This is a genomic window from Butyrivibrio sp. NC2002 (assembly GCF_000702265.1).
Classification (GTDB): domain Bacteria; phylum Bacillota; class Clostridia; order Lachnospirales; family Lachnospiraceae; genus Butyrivibrio.
On sequence record NZ_JNKZ01000007.1, the window covers coordinates 340,346 to 357,010 of the forward strand.

General features: G+C 39.2%; 15 protein-coding genes and 1 other RNA gene. 2 read left to right on the forward strand and 14 right to left on the reverse strand.

What is annotated here, in order from left to right; translation table 11 throughout:
- Window positions 1-6: 6 nt before the first annotated feature.
- The 3 genes from proB to T543_RS04780 form a co-directional block, all read right to left on the reverse strand.
- Window positions 7-813, reverse strand: a complete 807-nt coding sequence (gene proB / locus T543_RS04770) for a glutamate 5-kinase (RefSeq protein WP_035766168.1) — start codon at window positions 811-813, stop codon at window positions 7-9.
- 48 nt (window positions 814-861) lie between these two features.
- Window positions 862-1,311 (reverse strand): hypothetical protein, encoded by a 450-nt coding sequence (locus T543_RS04775; RefSeq protein ID WP_035766170.1) that lies wholly within the window; start codon window positions 1,309-1,311, stop codon window positions 862-864.
- A 209-nt stretch (window positions 1,312-1,520) separates the two neighbouring features.
- Window positions 1,521-2,339 (reverse strand): hypothetical protein, encoded by an 819-nt coding sequence (locus T543_RS04780; RefSeq protein ID WP_035766173.1) that lies wholly within the window; start codon window positions 2,337-2,339, stop codon window positions 1,521-1,523.
- Between the two features lie 318 nt (window positions 2,340-2,657).
- Here T543_RS04780 and ssrA point away from each other — a divergent pair.
- Window positions 2,658-3,006, forward strand: a transfer-messenger RNA (tmRNA) gene (gene ssrA / locus T543_RS15590).
- A gap of 76 nt (window positions 3,007-3,082) precedes the next feature.
- Here ssrA and smpB read toward each other — a convergent pair.
- The 11 genes from smpB to T543_RS04835 form a co-directional block, all read right to left on the reverse strand.
- Entirely contained in the window at window positions 3,083-3,547 is a 465-nt protein-coding gene (gene smpB / locus T543_RS04785; RefSeq protein ID WP_035766174.1) for an SsrA-binding protein SmpB, read from the reverse strand.
- Window positions 3,548-3,578: 31 nt separating this feature from the next.
- The gene (rnr, locus tag T543_RS04790; RefSeq protein ID WP_035766175.1) at window positions 3,579-5,900 is read right to left on the reverse strand and encodes a ribonuclease R; all 2,322 of its coding nucleotides are present in this window, start codon (window positions 5,898-5,900) and stop codon (window positions 3,579-3,581) included.
- Window positions 5,901-5,967: 67 nt separating this feature from the next.
- Window positions 5,968-6,210, reverse strand: coding sequence for a preprotein translocase subunit SecG (gene secG, locus T543_RS04795; RefSeq protein WP_035766177.1), 243 nt, complete (start codon window positions 6,208-6,210; stop codon window positions 5,968-5,970).
- 64 nt (window positions 6,211-6,274) lie between these two features.
- Window positions 6,275-7,822 carry a 2,3-bisphosphoglycerate-independent phosphoglycerate mutase gene (gene gpmI, locus T543_RS04800; protein WP_035766179.1) on the reverse strand — a complete coding sequence of 516 codons (1,548 nt, stop codon included), beginning with the start codon at window positions 7,820-7,822 and terminating at the stop codon, window positions 6,275-6,277.
- A 169-nt stretch (window positions 7,823-7,991) separates the two neighbouring features.
- Complete coding sequence (locus T543_RS04805; RefSeq protein WP_035766181.1) at window positions 7,992-8,954, reverse strand: hypothetical protein; 963 nt, start codon at window positions 8,952-8,954, stop codon at window positions 7,992-7,994.
- A gap of 53 nt (window positions 8,955-9,007) precedes the next feature.
- Entirely contained in the window at window positions 9,008-10,654 is a 1,647-nt protein-coding gene (locus T543_RS04810) for a DEAD/DEAH box helicase (RefSeq protein WP_051638542.1), read from the reverse strand.
- A 138-nt stretch (window positions 10,655-10,792) separates the two neighbouring features.
- Window positions 10,793-11,329, reverse strand: coding sequence for a CDP-diacylglycerol--glycerol-3-phosphate 3-phosphatidyltransferase (gene pgsA / locus T543_RS04815; RefSeq protein WP_035766183.1), 537 nt, complete (start codon window positions 11,327-11,329; stop codon window positions 10,793-10,795).
- Window positions 11,330-11,332: 3 nt separating this feature from the next.
- Window positions 11,333-12,712 carry a 30S ribosomal protein S12 methylthiotransferase RimO gene (rimO, locus tag T543_RS04820; protein ID WP_035766185.1) on the reverse strand — a complete coding sequence of 460 codons (1,380 nt, stop codon included), beginning with the start codon at window positions 12,710-12,712 and terminating at the stop codon, window positions 11,333-11,335.
- A 6-nt stretch (window positions 12,713-12,718) separates the two neighbouring features.
- Window positions 12,719-12,997 carry a DNA-directed RNA polymerase subunit omega gene (gene rpoZ, locus T543_RS04825; RefSeq protein WP_035766186.1) on the reverse strand — a complete coding sequence of 93 codons (279 nt, stop codon included), beginning with the start codon at window positions 12,995-12,997 and terminating at the stop codon, window positions 12,719-12,721.
- 20 nt (window positions 12,998-13,017) lie between these two features.
- Window positions 13,018-13,641, reverse strand: a complete 624-nt coding sequence (gene gmk / locus T543_RS04830; RefSeq protein ID WP_035766188.1) for a guanylate kinase — start codon at window positions 13,639-13,641, stop codon at window positions 13,018-13,020.
- Between the two features lie 98 nt (window positions 13,642-13,739).
- Window positions 13,740-14,627: a YicC/YloC family endoribonuclease gene (locus T543_RS04835; protein WP_035766190.1), complete on the reverse strand. Its 888-nt coding sequence runs from the start codon at window positions 14,625-14,627 to the stop codon at window positions 13,740-13,742.
- A gap of 218 nt (window positions 14,628-14,845) precedes the next feature.
- Between T543_RS04835 and T543_RS04840 the strand changes: the two genes are divergently transcribed.
- Window positions 14,846-16,636, forward strand: coding sequence for an Rqc2 family fibronectin-binding protein (locus T543_RS04840; protein ID WP_035766191.1), 1,791 nt, complete (start codon window positions 14,846-14,848; stop codon window positions 16,634-16,636).
- Window positions 16,637-16,665: the final 29 nt, after the last annotated feature.

Genomic DNA, 16,665 nt, shown 5'->3' on the forward strand with positions numbered 1-16,665 from the left:
TCATGCTTATTCCTTAGCAACAAATAATGTTCCAACATGCTTTTTATCAATAATATCATATAGGTTATCCATGTTTTTACCATTGATGATAAGCACGTCCACACCTCTGGATGTTGCAAGCTCAGCTGCCTGAAGCTTGGTGATCATTCCACCGGTTCCTCTGTTTGAGCCGCTTCCTTCAGCAAGCGCATAAATATCATCACTTATTTTCTCAACTCTGCTTATAAGCTTGGCATCCTTATTATTTGCAGGATTCTTATCATACAAGCCGTCAATATCAGATAAGATTATAAGCTTGCATGCCCCTGTAAATACTGCAACTATCGCAGATAACATATCATTATCAGAGAAAAGCTTCTGATCTGATTCAATTTCCACATGGCTTACAGAGTCATTTTCATTAACTATCGGGATTATATGATTCTCAAGAAGCGCATCAAAAGTGTTCTGCAGGTTTTCTCTTCTTACCGGATTCTCAACATCATCATTATCAAGAAGTATCTGTCCTACAAGTCTTCCATATTCGCCAAAAAGCTTATCATACAGGTGCATAAGTTCACACTGGCCAACAGATGCTGCCGCCTGTTTTAATCTCAAATCCTTAGGCTTTTGAGCAAGTCTCATTTTACCCGCACCGACAGCAATTGCACCGGAACTTACAAGCACCAGATCATAACCAAGGTTCTCAATACTTGATAATGCTCTGCAAAGAAGATCTATCTGATGAATATCAAGACCTCCGTTTTCGTTAGTGATCGTAGAAGTACCTACCTTTACAACAATTCTCTCTTTTCTGATTTTCTTTGGACTCATATAATCTACCCCGATTTTTTAGTCTGCATTAAGCTTTCGCTTTAATAATCATTTGGTCACAGGATCAAATTTATCATAAATAAGTAATCCGTCATAGAATTCCCACAGCTTTTCGCCGTCAGCCTTGATCACATAGTGAATTACAGCATTTTTGATACCTGCTTTCTTAGCCTTCTTTTTAAGCTGCTTGGAAGCCTTTACAAATGAATCTCTTGTTTCATAGTATTTATCAGGCACCATAGCCTTTGTCATCTTGTACATACCGGCACTGACTTTGGTGTTTACAGTTATATCATAGACATACTTTCCACCTTTTTTCTTGCACTTAACTTTGTAATTGCCAATTGCCTTGCAAAACTTATTGCCCTTATTAAGTGTTTTGCAAAAACTCTTAGCCTTTGCATCTTTTCCTGCCGCGTTTGTTGTCACACCTGTTGCCCCAAACACCATCATAAGTGCGAGCATAAGTGTCAATAATTTGATTGTAACTTTCTTCATCCCATTTTCCTCTCTTTTTGTTCCCCTTGGTTATATCTTTGGTTGCATAGCAACCGTTACCCATTTTATCATACTTGCGCAGCCTCTGCACCAATAATATCCGAAGATGACCTCATGTATAAAATGTTAATTGTTAAAGTAATTTCCATAACAAAAAGCCCCCGGATATATCCAGGGGCAAATAAAAACCTTATCGTCAAGTAATAATATTAGTTGTCAAAGTCTACTATTCTGTTCAAGTAATAATCAACGCATCCGGTTGTATTATTCTTTGTATATCTGTAGTTAACTCTGAGAACTGTAGTAGCATACATGCTATCTTCGAAAACTTCTCCATCACTGGATTCAGTTACCTGCTTCTCTCCGCTAAGAGAAACTTTCTTATTATTCTTTATAGTTGTCCAATATAATACAGGCTCAACAGTATTGCCGTTTTTAGTGTTTTTATACTTTCCAACCTGTATTGATTCAAGATTATATCCCTTGGACATATTTACTTTGAATTTACCCTTCTTCAAATCGGTGATACAACTATATGTTCCAAGACCAAACTTGGTTGAAAGCTCTTTGCCGGCAAATGTTGCCTTCTGAACAGGAGTTGTAGAATTAATATATGTTGTGTACTGTTGTCCATCTACAGTAAATTTGAACTTAAAAAGTTTGCTCTTATTTGTGTAGAAAGAATATCTGTATATAACCTTACTATTATCATCATCATATTTCTTATATGATTTCTTGAATTTTAAGTTCTTGCTGCACTTTTCATTTTTTATCTTAGCATCTTCATCGTTTATAGAAATTGTGAGAACATTTTTTGCATAAGTACCGGGAGTAATTGTTACCATACTGTTTCCGGTTTCCTTATACCCAATTCCACCTCTCTTGTTAATAACCTGTGTTGTCTCAGCAATGTCTACCTTAAGAGCCGCATGAGCAGTCAATGTATTTGCAGGAACTGCGCAAACAACTGATGCTGCAACTAAAAAAGCCGCAACTATTCCCCTTAAATTTTTAAAACCTCTTATCATACCTTTCCTCCTTATATAGAAAAACAAATAATCACGTTATATAATAAACAGATTTCTATAGTCTCCATTTATTTTCAAACGCAACATGGCATATTTTGTACGCCTTTACACATTCTATCTACAATATGCAGAAAATTCAAGCCATTTAAATATTTTATCTGTATTATTAATAAATCTTAAGTTTTACTATTCTTTCGCCCAAAATTAAACTACAAGGATAGTTGATTTTGACCGATAAAGAATATATACTTATAAAGCATCGCAAGGAAAATGCAACTATATCTGCATTTATCTGATACGAAGCAAAAAATTGAATACGGGTTAGTAAAGGTTTCGACAGGGATTCTGAAGCTGGAGAAGCTGTCCGCAGGATGGTGCGTTAAACCTCAAACTTAAATATAAACGCTGAAGATAATTTAGCACTCGCTGCCTAAGTGCAGCGCGTAGGTCCGTGTGCACCTGCACATACGGTAACCTGCGTCGACTTTGCAGGAAACGACATGATGACCGCTCCGCAGTCATGGTCGTATCAGGAGCTACTTCTTATATTAGGGCGCTCGCTTCCGGTTATAAGAAGGAATCGGCTTTGCCACAATAGCAAGCTATGACAGTAGAAGGACAGGGGACGGATTTTTGGACAGGGGTTCGACTCCCCTCTAATCCATTAAAACAAAAAGAAACAGGTTCATCCTGTTTTTTTGTTGTTATCACGGGAGTCCCGGCATGGAGACTCCCCCATTTATTTATCGCAGACTAACTTTGTAGTCTCTCATTGCTTCTCTTTGCTGATCTTTCTTGGCCTGAGATTCTCTCTTATCATAGAGCTTCTTACCTTTGGCAAGACCTATCTGGACCTTCACTTTTCCCTTTTTGAAATATACTTCAAGCGGAACTAATGTGTAGCCCTGAACCTGTGCTGCCTGATCAAGTTTTAAAATCTCTTTCTTATGCAATAAAAGCTTTCTTACACGAAGCGGATCCTTGTTAAAAATATTTCCCTTTTCATAAGGACTAATATTCATGCCACAAATATATGCTTCGCCCTTATCAATACTGACCCAGGCTTCTTTTATGCTGCATTTACCCTGTCTTAAGGACTTAACTTCTGTTCCGGCAAGTGATATTCCGGCCTCGTATTTTTCCTCAATAAAATAATCATGAAAAGCTTTCTTGTTGTTTGCAATAAGCTTTATGCTATCGTCTGCCATGACAGATTACCTCAATTCTTTTTTAGTATGATCACTTCTTCTTTTTTCGCTTTTTCTGAGTGCTTCTGGCAGCTTTGGATGTCGCAGATTTCTTGTACTTATGTACTTTATAGACTTTTCTGCCACTTTCAGATGCCTTTTTCTTTTTGTCTTTTTTAACCTTTTTATCCTTTTTGCCTTTTGTCTCATCAGCATCAAGCGATAATCTGGAAATCTTATTAGCTCGAAGCTTTGCAGGTGTCTTCTTATCTGAGTAGGCCTTCTTAACCCTTGATCTTCCGGACTTTTTAAGAGACTTTTTCCCTTTTACGAGGCGAAGTTTTCCATCTTCGTCCTCCTCATAATAGTCCTCTTCGTAAAAAGCATCGTCATCGTCAAAATCTTCATCATCGGACTCTGAAACTATTCTAAAATCGATAGTCTTACTTAGTCTGTCCGTATCATGAACGCGGACCTTCACAGTTTCACCAAGAGTGTAGACTTTTCCGTATCTTTCACCAACCAGAGAATAATTATTCTCATCATAGATATAAAAATCATCCTCCATTGTTGCGGCAGGTATCATTCCTTCACAGGTATTAGGCAGCTCTACAAACATGCCCCATGCTGTAACACCGGAAATAACGCCCTCAAAAACTTCTCCTATATGAGTTTCCATATACTGAGCTTTCTTAAGCTTTTCAGTTTCTCTCTCAGCTTCTTCCGCTCTTCTTTCGGTATCAGACGAATGCTTTGCAACTTCCTCAAGAATTGACTGATAATGAGTTATTTTTTCGTCGTTCATTCTGCCTCTTAGATAATCCTTAATGATCCTGTGAATCTGAAGATCAGGATATCTTCTTATAGGAGAGGTGAAATGACAATAATATTTGCAAGCCAGACCATAATGTCCAAGGCACTCCGTGCTATATTTAGCCTGCATCATACTTCTCAGTGCAATTCTGCTTATAACAGCCTCTTCCTTAGTACCATCTATTTTTTCAAGAAGCTTTTGAATCTCTGAAGGCCTTATCTCCTCGCCCTTAACATTAAGATGAAGTCCAAGGCTGCTTATAAATGCATTGAGATTAGCTATTTTTTCAAGATCCGGCTGTTCATGAATTCTGTATACAAACGGTGCATTCATCCAGAAAAAATGCTCAGCAACAGTTTCATTCGCAGCAAGCATAAAGCTTTCGATCATAGTTGTTGCTGTATTGGATTCCCTGACCTTGATATCCGTAGGGTTCCCGTCCTTATCAAGAATTATCTTTGCTTCAGGGAACTCAAAATCAATGGCACCGCGCTTTTTCCTCTTTTTCTTCAAAATCTCGGAAAGCTGCGCCATCTCCTTGAACATAGGCACAAGTTCAGAATATCTCTCGATTTCATCAGGATCTTCATCCTCTAATATCGCTGCAACAGAGGTATAGGTCATCCTCTCATTTACATTGATAACCGTCTCCGCAATCTTGTGAGATAAAACTGCACCATTACTGTCAATATCCATAAGGCAGCTAAGAGCAAGTCTGTCCTCCCCATGATTAAGTGAACAGATACCATTACTTAATTTATGCGGAAGCATAGGAATTACTCGGTCAACAAGATATACGCTGGTACCTCTTTTTAAAGCTTCCCTGTCAAGAGCTGAGCCTTCCTGAACGTAGTTGGTAACGTCGGCAATATGCACTCCCAGATGATATATTCCGTCCTCAAAAGTAAGTGAAACTGCATCATCAAGGTCCTTGGCATCCTCTCCGTCTATTGTGACCATAACTGTATCTCTAAGGTCGAGGCGCCCCATGTAGTCACCTTCTATCAGGCTATCCTTACATTTTGCAGCCTGATTCATCACTCTTTCAGGAAAAGAACTGGGAATATTGAAGCCCTCGACGATTGAAAGTATATCAACTCCGGGATCATTAATATTTCCGATTATCTCAACAACCTTTCCCTCAGGCTTTCTGCCCTTTATGTTATCGCCATAATCAGTAATGGAAACGACAACTTTATCCCCTGATACGGCACCCATACTTTTTTCTTTTAAGATAAAAATATCCTGAGTTATCCTAAGGTTATCCGGAATAACAAAGCCATAAGTATGCCCATCCTGATAAGTACCTACAACCCTGTCGATAGCGCGAACCAGGATATTTTTCACCCTGCCCTCATCACGATTTCCGCCGTTTTCCTCTTTACTGCTTGTTATCACAACTTCGACAGTATCACCCTGAAAAGCGCCACCGGTATATTCCTCAGGTATAAAAATATCTTCATCGCCATCCTCATATTCCACAAAGCCAAAGCCTCTGGCATTGGAAATAAAGGTACCTACTATATTCTTTTTCTTTTCGTATATTTTCCTCTTACTCATAAACTCCTTTATAGATAATAGAAAAGCCACCCTAAACAGAGTGGCTTAAAATAATTCTTATAATCTCTTAGAAAACCTGCATATTAAGTACAATGCTAAGAACTACAAACAGTACTGAAAGAACTACAGTAACCTTCTTAAGTACGCCTTCTCTGGAACGTCCCTTGATCTTACCCCAGTAAGTTGTTTCAGCAAATCCCTGAATAGCTCCAAGTCCCTGAGTTTTACCTTCCTGCGCAAGAACAAGTGTAACAAGTGCTACGCAATCGATTATAAAAATAATTGATAATACAATTTTTAAAGCTGCCACGAGATACTCCCTCCTAAATTTACAAATGCTATATTACATTAACATATTTAAGAATAATAATCAATTATTTCTTAATAAGGAGAGACTTACCTGTCATCTCTGAAGGCTGTTCATAGCCCATGCACTCAATTAGTGTAGGGATGATATCTGCAAGGCATCCGTTCTCACGAAGTGTATATGCAGGATCATAGTTTACAAGGATGAAAGGAACAGGGTTGGTTGTATGAGCTGTCCAAGGCTCGCCTGTCTCATAATCGATCATCATATCAGCATTACCGTGGTCTGCACAGATGAAAAGTGTTCCGTTCTTAGCTTTTACAGCTTCAACAATCTTGCCAACACACTCATCAACAGTCTCTACTGCTTTAACTGCTGCAGGGATAACACCTGTATGTCCAACCATGTCAGGATTAGCAAAGTTGGTAACTACTACATCATATTTATCTGAGCCTATAGCTTCAAGAACTCTTTCACATACTTCAGGAGCACTCATCTGAGGTTTGAGGTCATATGTAGGTACGTCCTTAGGGCTGTTAACAAGGATTCTGTCCTCGCCCTCGTTAGGCTCTTCAACACCGCCGTTAAAGAAGAATGTAACGTGAGCATACTTCTCTGTCTCAGCGATACGCGCCTGCTTCATTCCCTTTGCTGCAAGCCATTCACCGAATGTATTTGTAAGAAGAACCTTCTTGAAAGCGATCTCCTTATTAGGGATAAGCGGATCATAATCTGTGAAGCAAACATAAGTTGTCTTAATGCGTGGTCCTCTGTCAAACTTATCAAACTCATCATCGCAGAAGCAATGTGTGATTTCTCTTGCTCTGTCAGGTCTGAAATTAAAGAAGATGATTGAATCATTATCCTTAACAGTAGCTACAGGAGCGCCATCCTTCATGATAACTGTAGGGATAACGAACTCGTCTGTCTTACCATTCTTATAAGTTTCAACCATGCACTCGTGAGCGCTGTCAGCCTTATTTCCCTCGCCCTTTGTAAGTGCATCGTAAGCAATCTTGACACGATCATAGTTGTTATCTCTATCCATTGCATAATATCTTCCGGAAATAGAAGCGATCTCACCAACGCCAAGCTCTTTCATCTTATCTTCAAGCTGCTGAACGAAATCAATTCCTGATTCCGGAGGTGTATCACGTCCATCAAGGAAGCAGTGAACATAAACCTTGGAAAGACCGTTTCTCTTAGCCAGTTCAAGAAGTCCATATATATGTGTGATATGGCTGTGAACACCACCATCACTGACAAGACCATACATATGAAGAGCTGAATCATTTTTCTTGCAGTTATCGATAGCAGCCATGAGTCCTTCGTTTGTGAAGAAATCACCATCTTCGATTGACTTGGTGATTCTTGTAAGCTCCTGGTAAACGATACGACCTGCGCCCATGTTCATGTGGCCTACTTCTGAGTTACCCATCTGACCATCGGGAAGACCTACAGCAAGTCCACTTGCATTACCTCTTACACAAGGATATTCCTTCATAAGATTATCAAGAACGGGAGTGTTAGCCATTGCGATAGCATTACCCTCGGGATTATCGTTGATACCAAATCCATCCATAATAAGTAAAACTGTTGGTTTAGAACCCTGCATTTTTATGCCTCCATTATTATTTATCTTTTTAAAACGCTTTTCATCTACCTGCAAATCTAAAAAGCAATCCATTTGTATCCAAAATGTAGTATACCCATAAATTACTTGTAATTCAAGCAAAATGAACTGCCAAAATGGCAGTTCATATATCGAGAAATGCTTTGCTATGTCAAAGCATTTCCTTACTGTATCTTTCAATCCTTTCATTAAGGATTTTCTTATCTTCATCAGATAGTTTTTTCTTTTTATTGTTGATCACATTATATTCAATCACCTTGATAAGCTGTGAATCAGAGCTTTCTTCGATTTCTTTATCTTTTAAAAGAAGATACTCTGCAAGGATTCTGCCAAACATTGAAGATAATGATCTTGCTGAAGTGTCACCGTCTGAGCCATCACCTGCCTGCGTATCAGCAATTTCAAAGATTGCCTTAGAAGCCTTGCTCTTAGTCTCATCGCCAAATATCTCATCATCTATAGTAGAAATAATAAGAAGAGAATTCATGAGCATATCAAAATCTGCACTATCAATGCTTTGCAAAGCTCTTGCAGCAGAGTCCTTATCTTCGGATTCCGAAACAAGAGAAGGTAAAACATCAGATAAAATCTGTGTCACAAACATCTTATATTTTTTCTGCCTGCTCATCTTCTGCGGCATTCCTGCCATAAGTGAGTGATCGTAGGTATTTTTTATTTCAACATCTGTTTGAGAAAGCTCTGAAAAAGCCCATAGCATCGAAATCTTTTCTGAAAGCTCCAAACTTTTCAGGTCAATTCCGGAAACTAAAAGATAATGCGCAGCATCAAGAGCTACATGTACAGAATCTCTTGCAAAAATAGGATCAAGATCCTCATACACGCGAGATACGATGCACATAAAAGCACAAGCCTTGGCAGTTTCTTTTACATCCCCTGCTATGCTTCCGTCTTCGTCCTGCTTTTCAAAGCATGTGCCCGCAAAAGAGCTTGTATTTTCTACAAGCTCCATGAAATATCCTTCATCGCCGCTAAATGATGAATATTCTGCTGCAAACTCATGCCTGTAAAGAATATTAGCATTCTTTAAATATTCATCATCACCGGCCTTTTTTATTCTTTCGTCAAAAACCTTTTTAACAATACTGTAATCCATAATTGCCTCTTTTTTATTATTTTAAAATGACACTTTTGGAATTATATCAAAAATCAGTTTTCTCTTCTACTTATCCCGAGCTTTTCTGACTTAGGACGGGTATTTCTCCTGAATTTATCAGAAGAAGCCTTCTTGTGGCGGGGGCCGTCAAATATTCCCTTTCTGCCTTCTTTTGAAAAGCTTTTTCCGTCCTTTGATCTGCCCTTTTCACCTTTTCCGAAGAACCTTTCACCGCTTCTTGAAAAGCCCTTTTTACCGGAGGCATCCTTCTTGCCGAATTTATCAAATCCGCGTCTTCTATCTGAATGCCCCTTTCTTGCAGGCTTAAAGTCGATTGTCTCAAGCTTTTTGCCCATCTTAAGCTTCAAAAGTCCAGCTGCAAGCTGTGAAGCAGTATATTCACCCTCATCCACTTCTTTTCCGATAAATTCAAGCATATCGTCAATATCATCAGTCTCGATAAGGTCGATGACATCTGCAAAAATTTTTCTGACCTTGGCTCTGGTAACCTCTTTTGCAGACGGGATTTCATTTTCTTCAATCTTAGTATGGCAGATTTTCTCTATCTCTCTAAGCTTGTACATCTCTCTTGGAGATACAAGTGAAAATGACTTACCGCTCTTACCGGCTCTTCCGGTACGTCCGATTCTGTGTACATAATATTCAATATCTTCTGGAATATCATAGTTAAATACAGCAGTAACGCCACTTACGTCAATTCCTCTTGCCGCAACGTCTGTTGCAATAAGGAAATCAGCCTGACCGAATCTGAAAAGATTCATAACAGTGTCTCTCTGATACTGTGAGAGATCTCCGTGAAGACCTTCTGCTTTATAATTTTTCTTTTTAAGTGCCTGTGTGAGTTCATCAACCTTCTTCTTTGTATTACAGAAAATAAGGCTTCTCTTTGGCTGATAATACTCAATAAGTCTGCACAGAGCTTCTTCCTTATAAACAGGATTGATAAGGAAATAAGTCTGCTCAATTGACTTTACGGTTATTTCCTTGGGAGTCATTCTGATATACTCAGCATCGTGCTGATACTTCTTGGTGATCTGCAAAATAGGATCAGGCATTGTTGCAGAGAAAAGTGCTGTCTGTCTCTCCTCCGGCATTCCCTCAAGAATCGTCTCGATATCATCCCTAAATCCCATATCAAGCATCTCATCCGCTTCATCAAGAACGAGAACTCTGACATCCTTCATCTTCATGGTGTGTCTTCTCATATGATCCATTACACGTCCCGGAGTACCTACAACAATCTGCACTCCCTGTGATAAAGCTCTTATCTGTCTTGAAATATCCTGGCCGCCATAAACAGCAAGAACCTTGATTCCGTGCATATATTTGCCAAAGCTCCTAAGGTCATCAGCTGCCTGCATTGCAAGTTCTCTAGTAGGGCAAAGGACAACAGCCTGAAGATGTCTATTATCAGGATCAACTCTCTGAAGAAGCGGAATGCCGAAAGCAGCTGTTTTTCCGGTACCGGTCTGTGCCTGTCCGATGAGATCTACTCCTCTCATCATCACAGGAATTGCTGCTTCCTGAATAGGTGACATATATTCAAATCCCATTTCTGTGATGGCTCTTAAAACTCTGGAATCTATCCCCTCTGCCTCGTCATAGCGGGTTCTTGTTTCCTTTTTCTCTACCATCTCTTCATTCTCTTCTTCAAAATTCTTTACTTTAATATCTAACATACTACCTCTTTTCAAAATAAATGTAGTATTCAACGAAAAAGGGACGAACAAAAACGTCGTCCCCATTAAACTACATTCTCAATTCACAATGATTGACTATATCAAAAAAATCCAAATCATACAACTAAAATTTTTAAATTACATATCCCCGCTCATTACATCTTTGTTCTTAATAATGTAATCACACAAAGAAATAACTGTAAGAGCAAGAGCAATATACATGATAATTGTTGTAACTAATGCAAGCTGAGGAATATCGGCAATCATAAGAATAACCATTATCATCTGGAAAGTAGTTTTAAATTTGCCCCAATAGCTTGCTGCTATTACTCTTCCGTTCTCTACCGCAATAAGTCTGAAGCCGCTTATAATGAACTCTCTTGCTATTATGATAACAACGATCCATGCAGGAATTCTGTGAAGTTCAATAAGACATATCATTGCACTGCATACTAAAAGCTTGTCGGCAAGAGGATCCATAAACTTTCCGAAATCAGTTATAAGATTGTATTTTCTTGCAATCTTACCATCAAGCATATCTGTTAGTGAAGCGACAATAAATATCCCAAGTGCAACCCACTTATCAGCATCTCCCAAAATGTTAAAGAGCAGAAACACAACAAAAAACGGAATCATTATAACTCTTAAAACAGTAAGCTTATTAGGTAAATTCATACTTTAATCCTCCCTCAATTCCCCAATCAAATCATAATCATTTGAACCTGTAATATAAACATTTACGAATTGACCGCTCATCAGATCATACGGAACATTCATAATGAAAAGATAGCCATCAACATCAGGTGCATCCATGTAAGTTCTTGCGACGTAAGTTGAACCGTCATACTCTTCATCTTCGTCATCTGCAATCCTGCCTTCAATAACGGCGCTTACTACACTGCCCACCTTATTTCTGGCATTCTCAAAAGCAATCTCCTGCTGAATATCCATGATCTCATCACGGCGTTCTTCCTTAACTTCTTCAGGAATCTGATCCGGGCTTTCCCCTGCAACCGTTTCCTCTTCCTGAGAGTAAGTAAAGCAGCCAAGTCTGTCAAACTTAAGCTCCTTGATAAATTCAACCGTCTCCATGTGGTCTTCCCTAGTTTCACCGGGGAATCCCGCAATGAGAGTTGTTCTTAAACATATATCAGGAATTCTCTCCCTTAAGTAATTGATCCTCTCTGTTATCTCGGCTCTTGTGGTTTTTCTTCCCATCATCCTAAGAACATGATCGGATCCTGACTGTATCGGAATATCAAGGTAATTACATACCTTTTCTTCACTTCTTATTGTCTCAATAAGCTCATCAGTGATTTCTTCAGGATAACAATACATAATCCTTATCCATTTAAGATCTTCAATCTCGCAGAGCCTTTTTAATAACTCAGGAAGCTTCTTTTCCCCATACAGATCTATGCCGTAAAGAGTCGTCTCCTGAGCAACAAGGATAAGTTCTCTCACACCCTGCTCTACAAGAGCTTTAGCTTCAAGTACCAAGTCTTCCATCGGAACACTTCTGTATCTTCCGCGAACCTTAGGAATAACGCAGTAGGTACAGTTCTTATTACAGCCCTCCGCTATCTTAAGGTAGTTATACAATCCTCCGGTGGTCTGTATTCTCTTCCTGTTACCAACGGGCTTTTTTGTAAGATCATCCAAAAACATCTTGTTTTCAGAGCTCTCGATCTGTTTATCCTCATTTTCTTTAAGTACTGAGTCAAGAGCCTCAACTATATGCTCAATAGAAGCCGTTCCAAGTATCCTGTCAACCTCAGGAATTTCCTTTAGCACTTCATCCCTGTATCTCTCAGCAAGACATCCTGTAACGATAAGTGCCTTGTACTGACCGCGTACTCTGTACTCAGATAATTCCAGAATCGTATTGATACTTTCTTCTTTTGCATCACCAATAAAGCAGCATGTGTTAACCACAGCTGCTTCGGCAATACTTTCATCATCGGTAAATTCATATCCATGCTGTGAGAGCATTCCGAGCATAACCTCGGAATCAACTCTGTTTTTATCGCAGCCAAGGGAAACAAATAAGATTTTCATATAATATTATGCTTCTGCCTCATCCTCAGATTTTGTAAGAAGTGCTTCTTTCTCTTCGTCTGAAAGAATACGAAGTTTGTCAGCATTAAGTTCATCTACAGCAATTGAAAGGAATTTCTCTCTGTCCTTAACCTTTACCATAGGCTCGTCACCGGCAATAAGCTGTCTTGCTCTTTTTGCGGTAGCCATTACGATTGAATAACGTGAGCTGATGATAGGCTCTTCACCTTCCTCAACGTCCTTATTAACTACTTTCATAAGATCCACGTAAGACGGATGTATCATTATTATTCCTCCATAATTCTTTATTTAAGCTGTGAAAGCTGTTCTTGTATCTTCTCTATAAACTCCGCATTTCTTGCAGGAGTAAAATGAGCTGCCTGAATGATTCCATGCATTTCATCAACGCAAGTGGAAAGATCGTCATTGATTACTATATTATCATATTCGTCAATACCTTGTCCCTCTTCTTTTGCACGCATCATTCTGCCGTGAATAACTTCACTGCTCTCAGTTCCGCGGCCTACAAGTCTCTTCTCGAGTTCTTCTATAGAAGGAGGAGTTACAAATAACAAAAGCGCATTGGGATATTTCTTCTTTATCTGAAGAGCACCCTGGATTTCAATCTCAAGTATGACATCTTTTCCGGCATTAAGCTTTTCTTCAACGAATGCCTTGGGTGTTCCGTAGTAGTGGCCACAATAGCCTGCATGCTCGATAAGTCCGTCCTCTGCGATAAGCTTTTCAAACTCCTCATCAGATACAAAGAAATAATGTTCTCCATGAACTTCACCGGGTCTTGGCGCTCTGGTAGTTGCAGAAACCGACAACGCATAATTATCGTATTTCTTCAAAAGCTCTTTCATAAGTGTTCCTTTTCCTGCGCCGGAAAAGCCCGATACAACAACAATAATACCTTTTTTGTTCATTGATAATTCACTTCCGTATATTTATTTGTAAGTCCGAATATTTCGACAAACATTCATATATAATAACAAAGACTGCATTATCAAGTAAAGTAAAAAAGTTATTCAATATTCTGGATCTGCTCTCTTACCTTTTCAACGTCAGTTTTTAAGGCAATTCCTCTGTCGGATATCTCGAGATCTGTTGATTTTGAGAGGATCGTATTAGACTCTCTGTTCATCTCCTGAGCAAGGAAATCGAGCTTTCTTCCTATGCCTTCCTTGTCATCACCCTTTAAAAGAGTATTTCTCGTAGCTTCGATGTGGCTTCTTAATCTGACAAGCTCTTCATCAACGCTGACCCTGTCGGCATATATTGTAACTTCCATGATAAGTCTGTTTTCATCAACATTCTTATCTTCCAAAAGCTCCTTAACCTTATCTCTTAATTTATTTCTGTATTCCTCGATTATTACAGGTGAGCGCTTTGTGATAAACTCGACATTTTCAAGCATACCATCGAGCTTATCGCACAGATCGTTTTTCAAAAATTCTCCTTCCCTCTGTCTTGAAGAAAGGAACTCTTCTCCTGCACCGCATATAGCTTTTTTCATGCTATCCCAGACTTCGTCCTCGGAAAGCTCTACATCTTCCATTGTGAAAACATCAGGATATTTGGAAAGAGCAGAAACTCTTATATCATTATCGATTTCAAAATCCTCTGACATCTGCTTAAGATACTGAAGGTATTCAGCAGCAATTTCCTTATTGTATTTAACTCTGGTATCAGTCTCCGAAAAATCCTCATAAGTTATGAAAACATCAACCTTGCCTCGCTTAATATAATTCTTAAGCTCAGCTCTTATCTTTGATTCAAGTGCGTTAAACTTCTTAGGCATCTTGATATTGATATCAAGATATCTGTTGTTTACTGATTTCATCTCAACCGTAAACTTGTGCTTTTCATCGGCAGTCTCGCATCTGCCATAGCCCGTCATACTGCAGACCATTCTCTTCCTCGCAATCCTGCTGCAAAATACAGCATATTATTATTTTTAAAGGCTTCATGCGCCTAAAATTCCAAGTCCATACTGATTAATTTTACCATAAAAAGTGCATTATGTTATTATAAGTAGTAAATATTTTCACAAATAAAATGAAATATAGTTTTTTGTGTTTTCATCAGAAAAACAGGAATCAAAACTACTTGAAAGGGCTACATATAAAAATGGCATTCGACGGTTTAACAGTTTCAAATATAGTAAACGACTTAAAAAAAGAACTCCTCGGCGGAAGGATCTATAAGATTGCACAGACCGAAAAAGACGAGCTTCTTCTTACAATAAGGAGAGAAAAAGAATCAGGCGGCGGACAGACAAAGCTTTATATGTCATCCGATGCTTCACTTCCGCTTGTTTACCTCACTGATGAAAGTAAGCAAAGTCCCATGACAGCGCCAAATTTCTGCATGCTTTTAAGAAAGCACATCCAAAACGGCAAGATTACAGGCATTTTTCAGCCTTCGCTTGAAAGGATCATCAGAATAGAAATTGAGCACCTTGATGAAATGGGTGATCTTCGTCATAAGACTCTTCTCATTGAGCTCATGGGAAAATACAGCAATATCATCTTCGTTGATGAAGATAATAAGATAATTGATTCCATAAAAAGGATTCCCTCTTCCGTAAGTTCAGTTCGTGAGGTACTGCCGGGAAGAGACTACTTTATCCCCGAAACGGTTGATAAAAAGAATCCTCATGAAACTTCCATAGAAGAATTTCAAAGTATCGTTGCATCAAAGGGACAGCCTGCATTTAAGGCACTATACACAAGCTACACCGGTCTCTCTCCCGTTATTTCTCAGGAAATATGCTACCGTGCTGATGTTGACGGCGACAAATCCGCGATAGCCTTGGATAACGATGAACTTACAAGACTTTACAAAGCATTTGACAGTGTCATGAATATAGTCAAAGACGGCGATTTTAAGCCGGAACTCATATATATAGATGAAAAGCCTAAGGAATATGCAGCAATTCCTCTGACTATGTTCCACGACAACTCTTCTGCACAGGTCAAAGAATACGACAATATCTCATCACTTCTTCTTGATTTCTATGCAGAAAAAAACGTGGTCACAAGAATAAGGCAGAAATCATCAGACTTGCGAAAAGTTGTCGCTACCGCACTTGAAAGAAATATAAGAACTCTTGACCTTCAGAGAAATCAGCTTCGTGACACCTCTAAAATGGACAAGTACAAGACCTACGGCGAGCTTCTTACCGTCTATGGATACAGCGCCAAATCCGATGCAAAATCCATAACGGTAAATGATTACAACACAGGAAAAGACGTCACTATCCCGATTGATAATGCTCTTTCCATCAGCCAGAACGCCAAAAAATATTACGATAAATACACCAAGCTAAAGCGCACTGCCAAAGCCCTTGAAACCCAGATTGAAGAAGTATCGCAGACTGTATCTCACCTTGAATCCATCCAGAACAGTCTTGATATCGCAAGGGAAGAATCAGACCTTGCGGAAATACGAAGAGAGCTCATAGAAGGCGGCTACATAAAAGGAAGCGCGGCAGAACGGATAAACGGCAGGCAAAAAGGGAAAAATTCCCGTGCACAGAAAGTAAAAAGCAAACCCTTTCACTACATAAGCAGCGACGGTTTCCATATATATGTTGGAAAAAACAACTATCAGAACGATGAGCTTACTTTTAAAATGGCAAACGGCGGGGACTGGTGGTTCCACGCAAAAGGCATACCCGGCTCCCATGTTGTACTTATTACAGAGGGAAAGGAAGTTCCCGACAGAGCTTTTGAAGAAGCAGCAAGCCTTGCCGCCTACTACTCCAAGGGAAAAGATCAAGATAAGGTCGAAATCGACTACTTAAAGCGCAAGGATGTAAAAAAGCCCGGCGGAGCAAAGCCCGGGTTCGTAGTATATTACACCAATTACTCAATGGTAATTGGAACCGACATATCAGCTTTAAAAGAAGTGCAATAAGATCCATACGGTATCACGTTTTTCCCGCT

Coding starts and splice junctions, on each gene's coding strand:
- T543_RS04780 (WP_035766173.1), bottom strand. CDS start 2,339: ATGATAAGAGGTTTTAAAAATTTAAGGGGAATAGTTGCGGCTTTTTTA.
- gmk (WP_035766188.1), bottom strand. CDS start 13,641: ATGAACAAAAAAGGTATTATTGTTGTTGTATCGGGCTTTTCCGGCGCA.
- rimO (WP_035766185.1), bottom strand. CDS start 12,712: ATGAAAATCTTATTTGTTTCCCTTGGCTGCGATAAAAACAGAGTTGAT.
- T543_RS04810 (WP_051638542.1), bottom strand. CDS start 10,654: ATGTTAGATATTAAAGTAAAGAATTTTGAAGAAGAGAATGAAGAGATG.
- T543_RS04835 (WP_035766190.1), bottom strand. CDS start 14,627: ATGGTCTGCAGTATGACGGGCTATGGCAGATGCGAGACTGCCGATGAA.
- T543_RS04840 (WP_035766191.1), top strand. CDS start 14,846: ATGGCATTCGACGGTTTAACAGTTTCAAATATAGTAAACGACTTAAAA.
- rpoZ (WP_035766186.1), bottom strand. CDS start 12,997: ATGATACATCCGTCTTACGTGGATCTTATGAAAGTAGTTAATAAGGAC.
- pgsA (WP_035766183.1), bottom strand. CDS start 11,329: ATGAATTTACCTAATAAGCTTACTGTTTTAAGAGTTATAATGATTCCG.
- T543_RS04775 (WP_035766170.1), bottom strand. CDS start 1,311: ATGAAGAAAGTTACAATCAAATTATTGACACTTATGCTCGCACTTATG.
- T543_RS04805 (WP_035766181.1), bottom strand. CDS start 8,954: ATGGATTACAGTATTGTTAAAAAGGTTTTTGACGAAAGAATAAAAAAG.
- gpmI (WP_035766179.1), bottom strand. CDS start 7,822: ATGCAGGGTTCTAAACCAACAGTTTTACTTATTATGGATGGATTTGGT.
- smpB (WP_035766174.1), bottom strand. CDS start 3,547: ATGGCAGACGATAGCATAAAGCTTATTGCAAACAACAAGAAAGCTTTT.
- proB (WP_035766168.1), bottom strand. CDS start 813: ATGAGTCCAAAGAAAATCAGAAAAGAGAGAATTGTTGTAAAGGTAGGT.
- rnr (WP_035766175.1), bottom strand. CDS start 5,900: ATGAGTAAGAGGAAAATATACGAAAAGAAAAAGAATATAGTAGGTACC.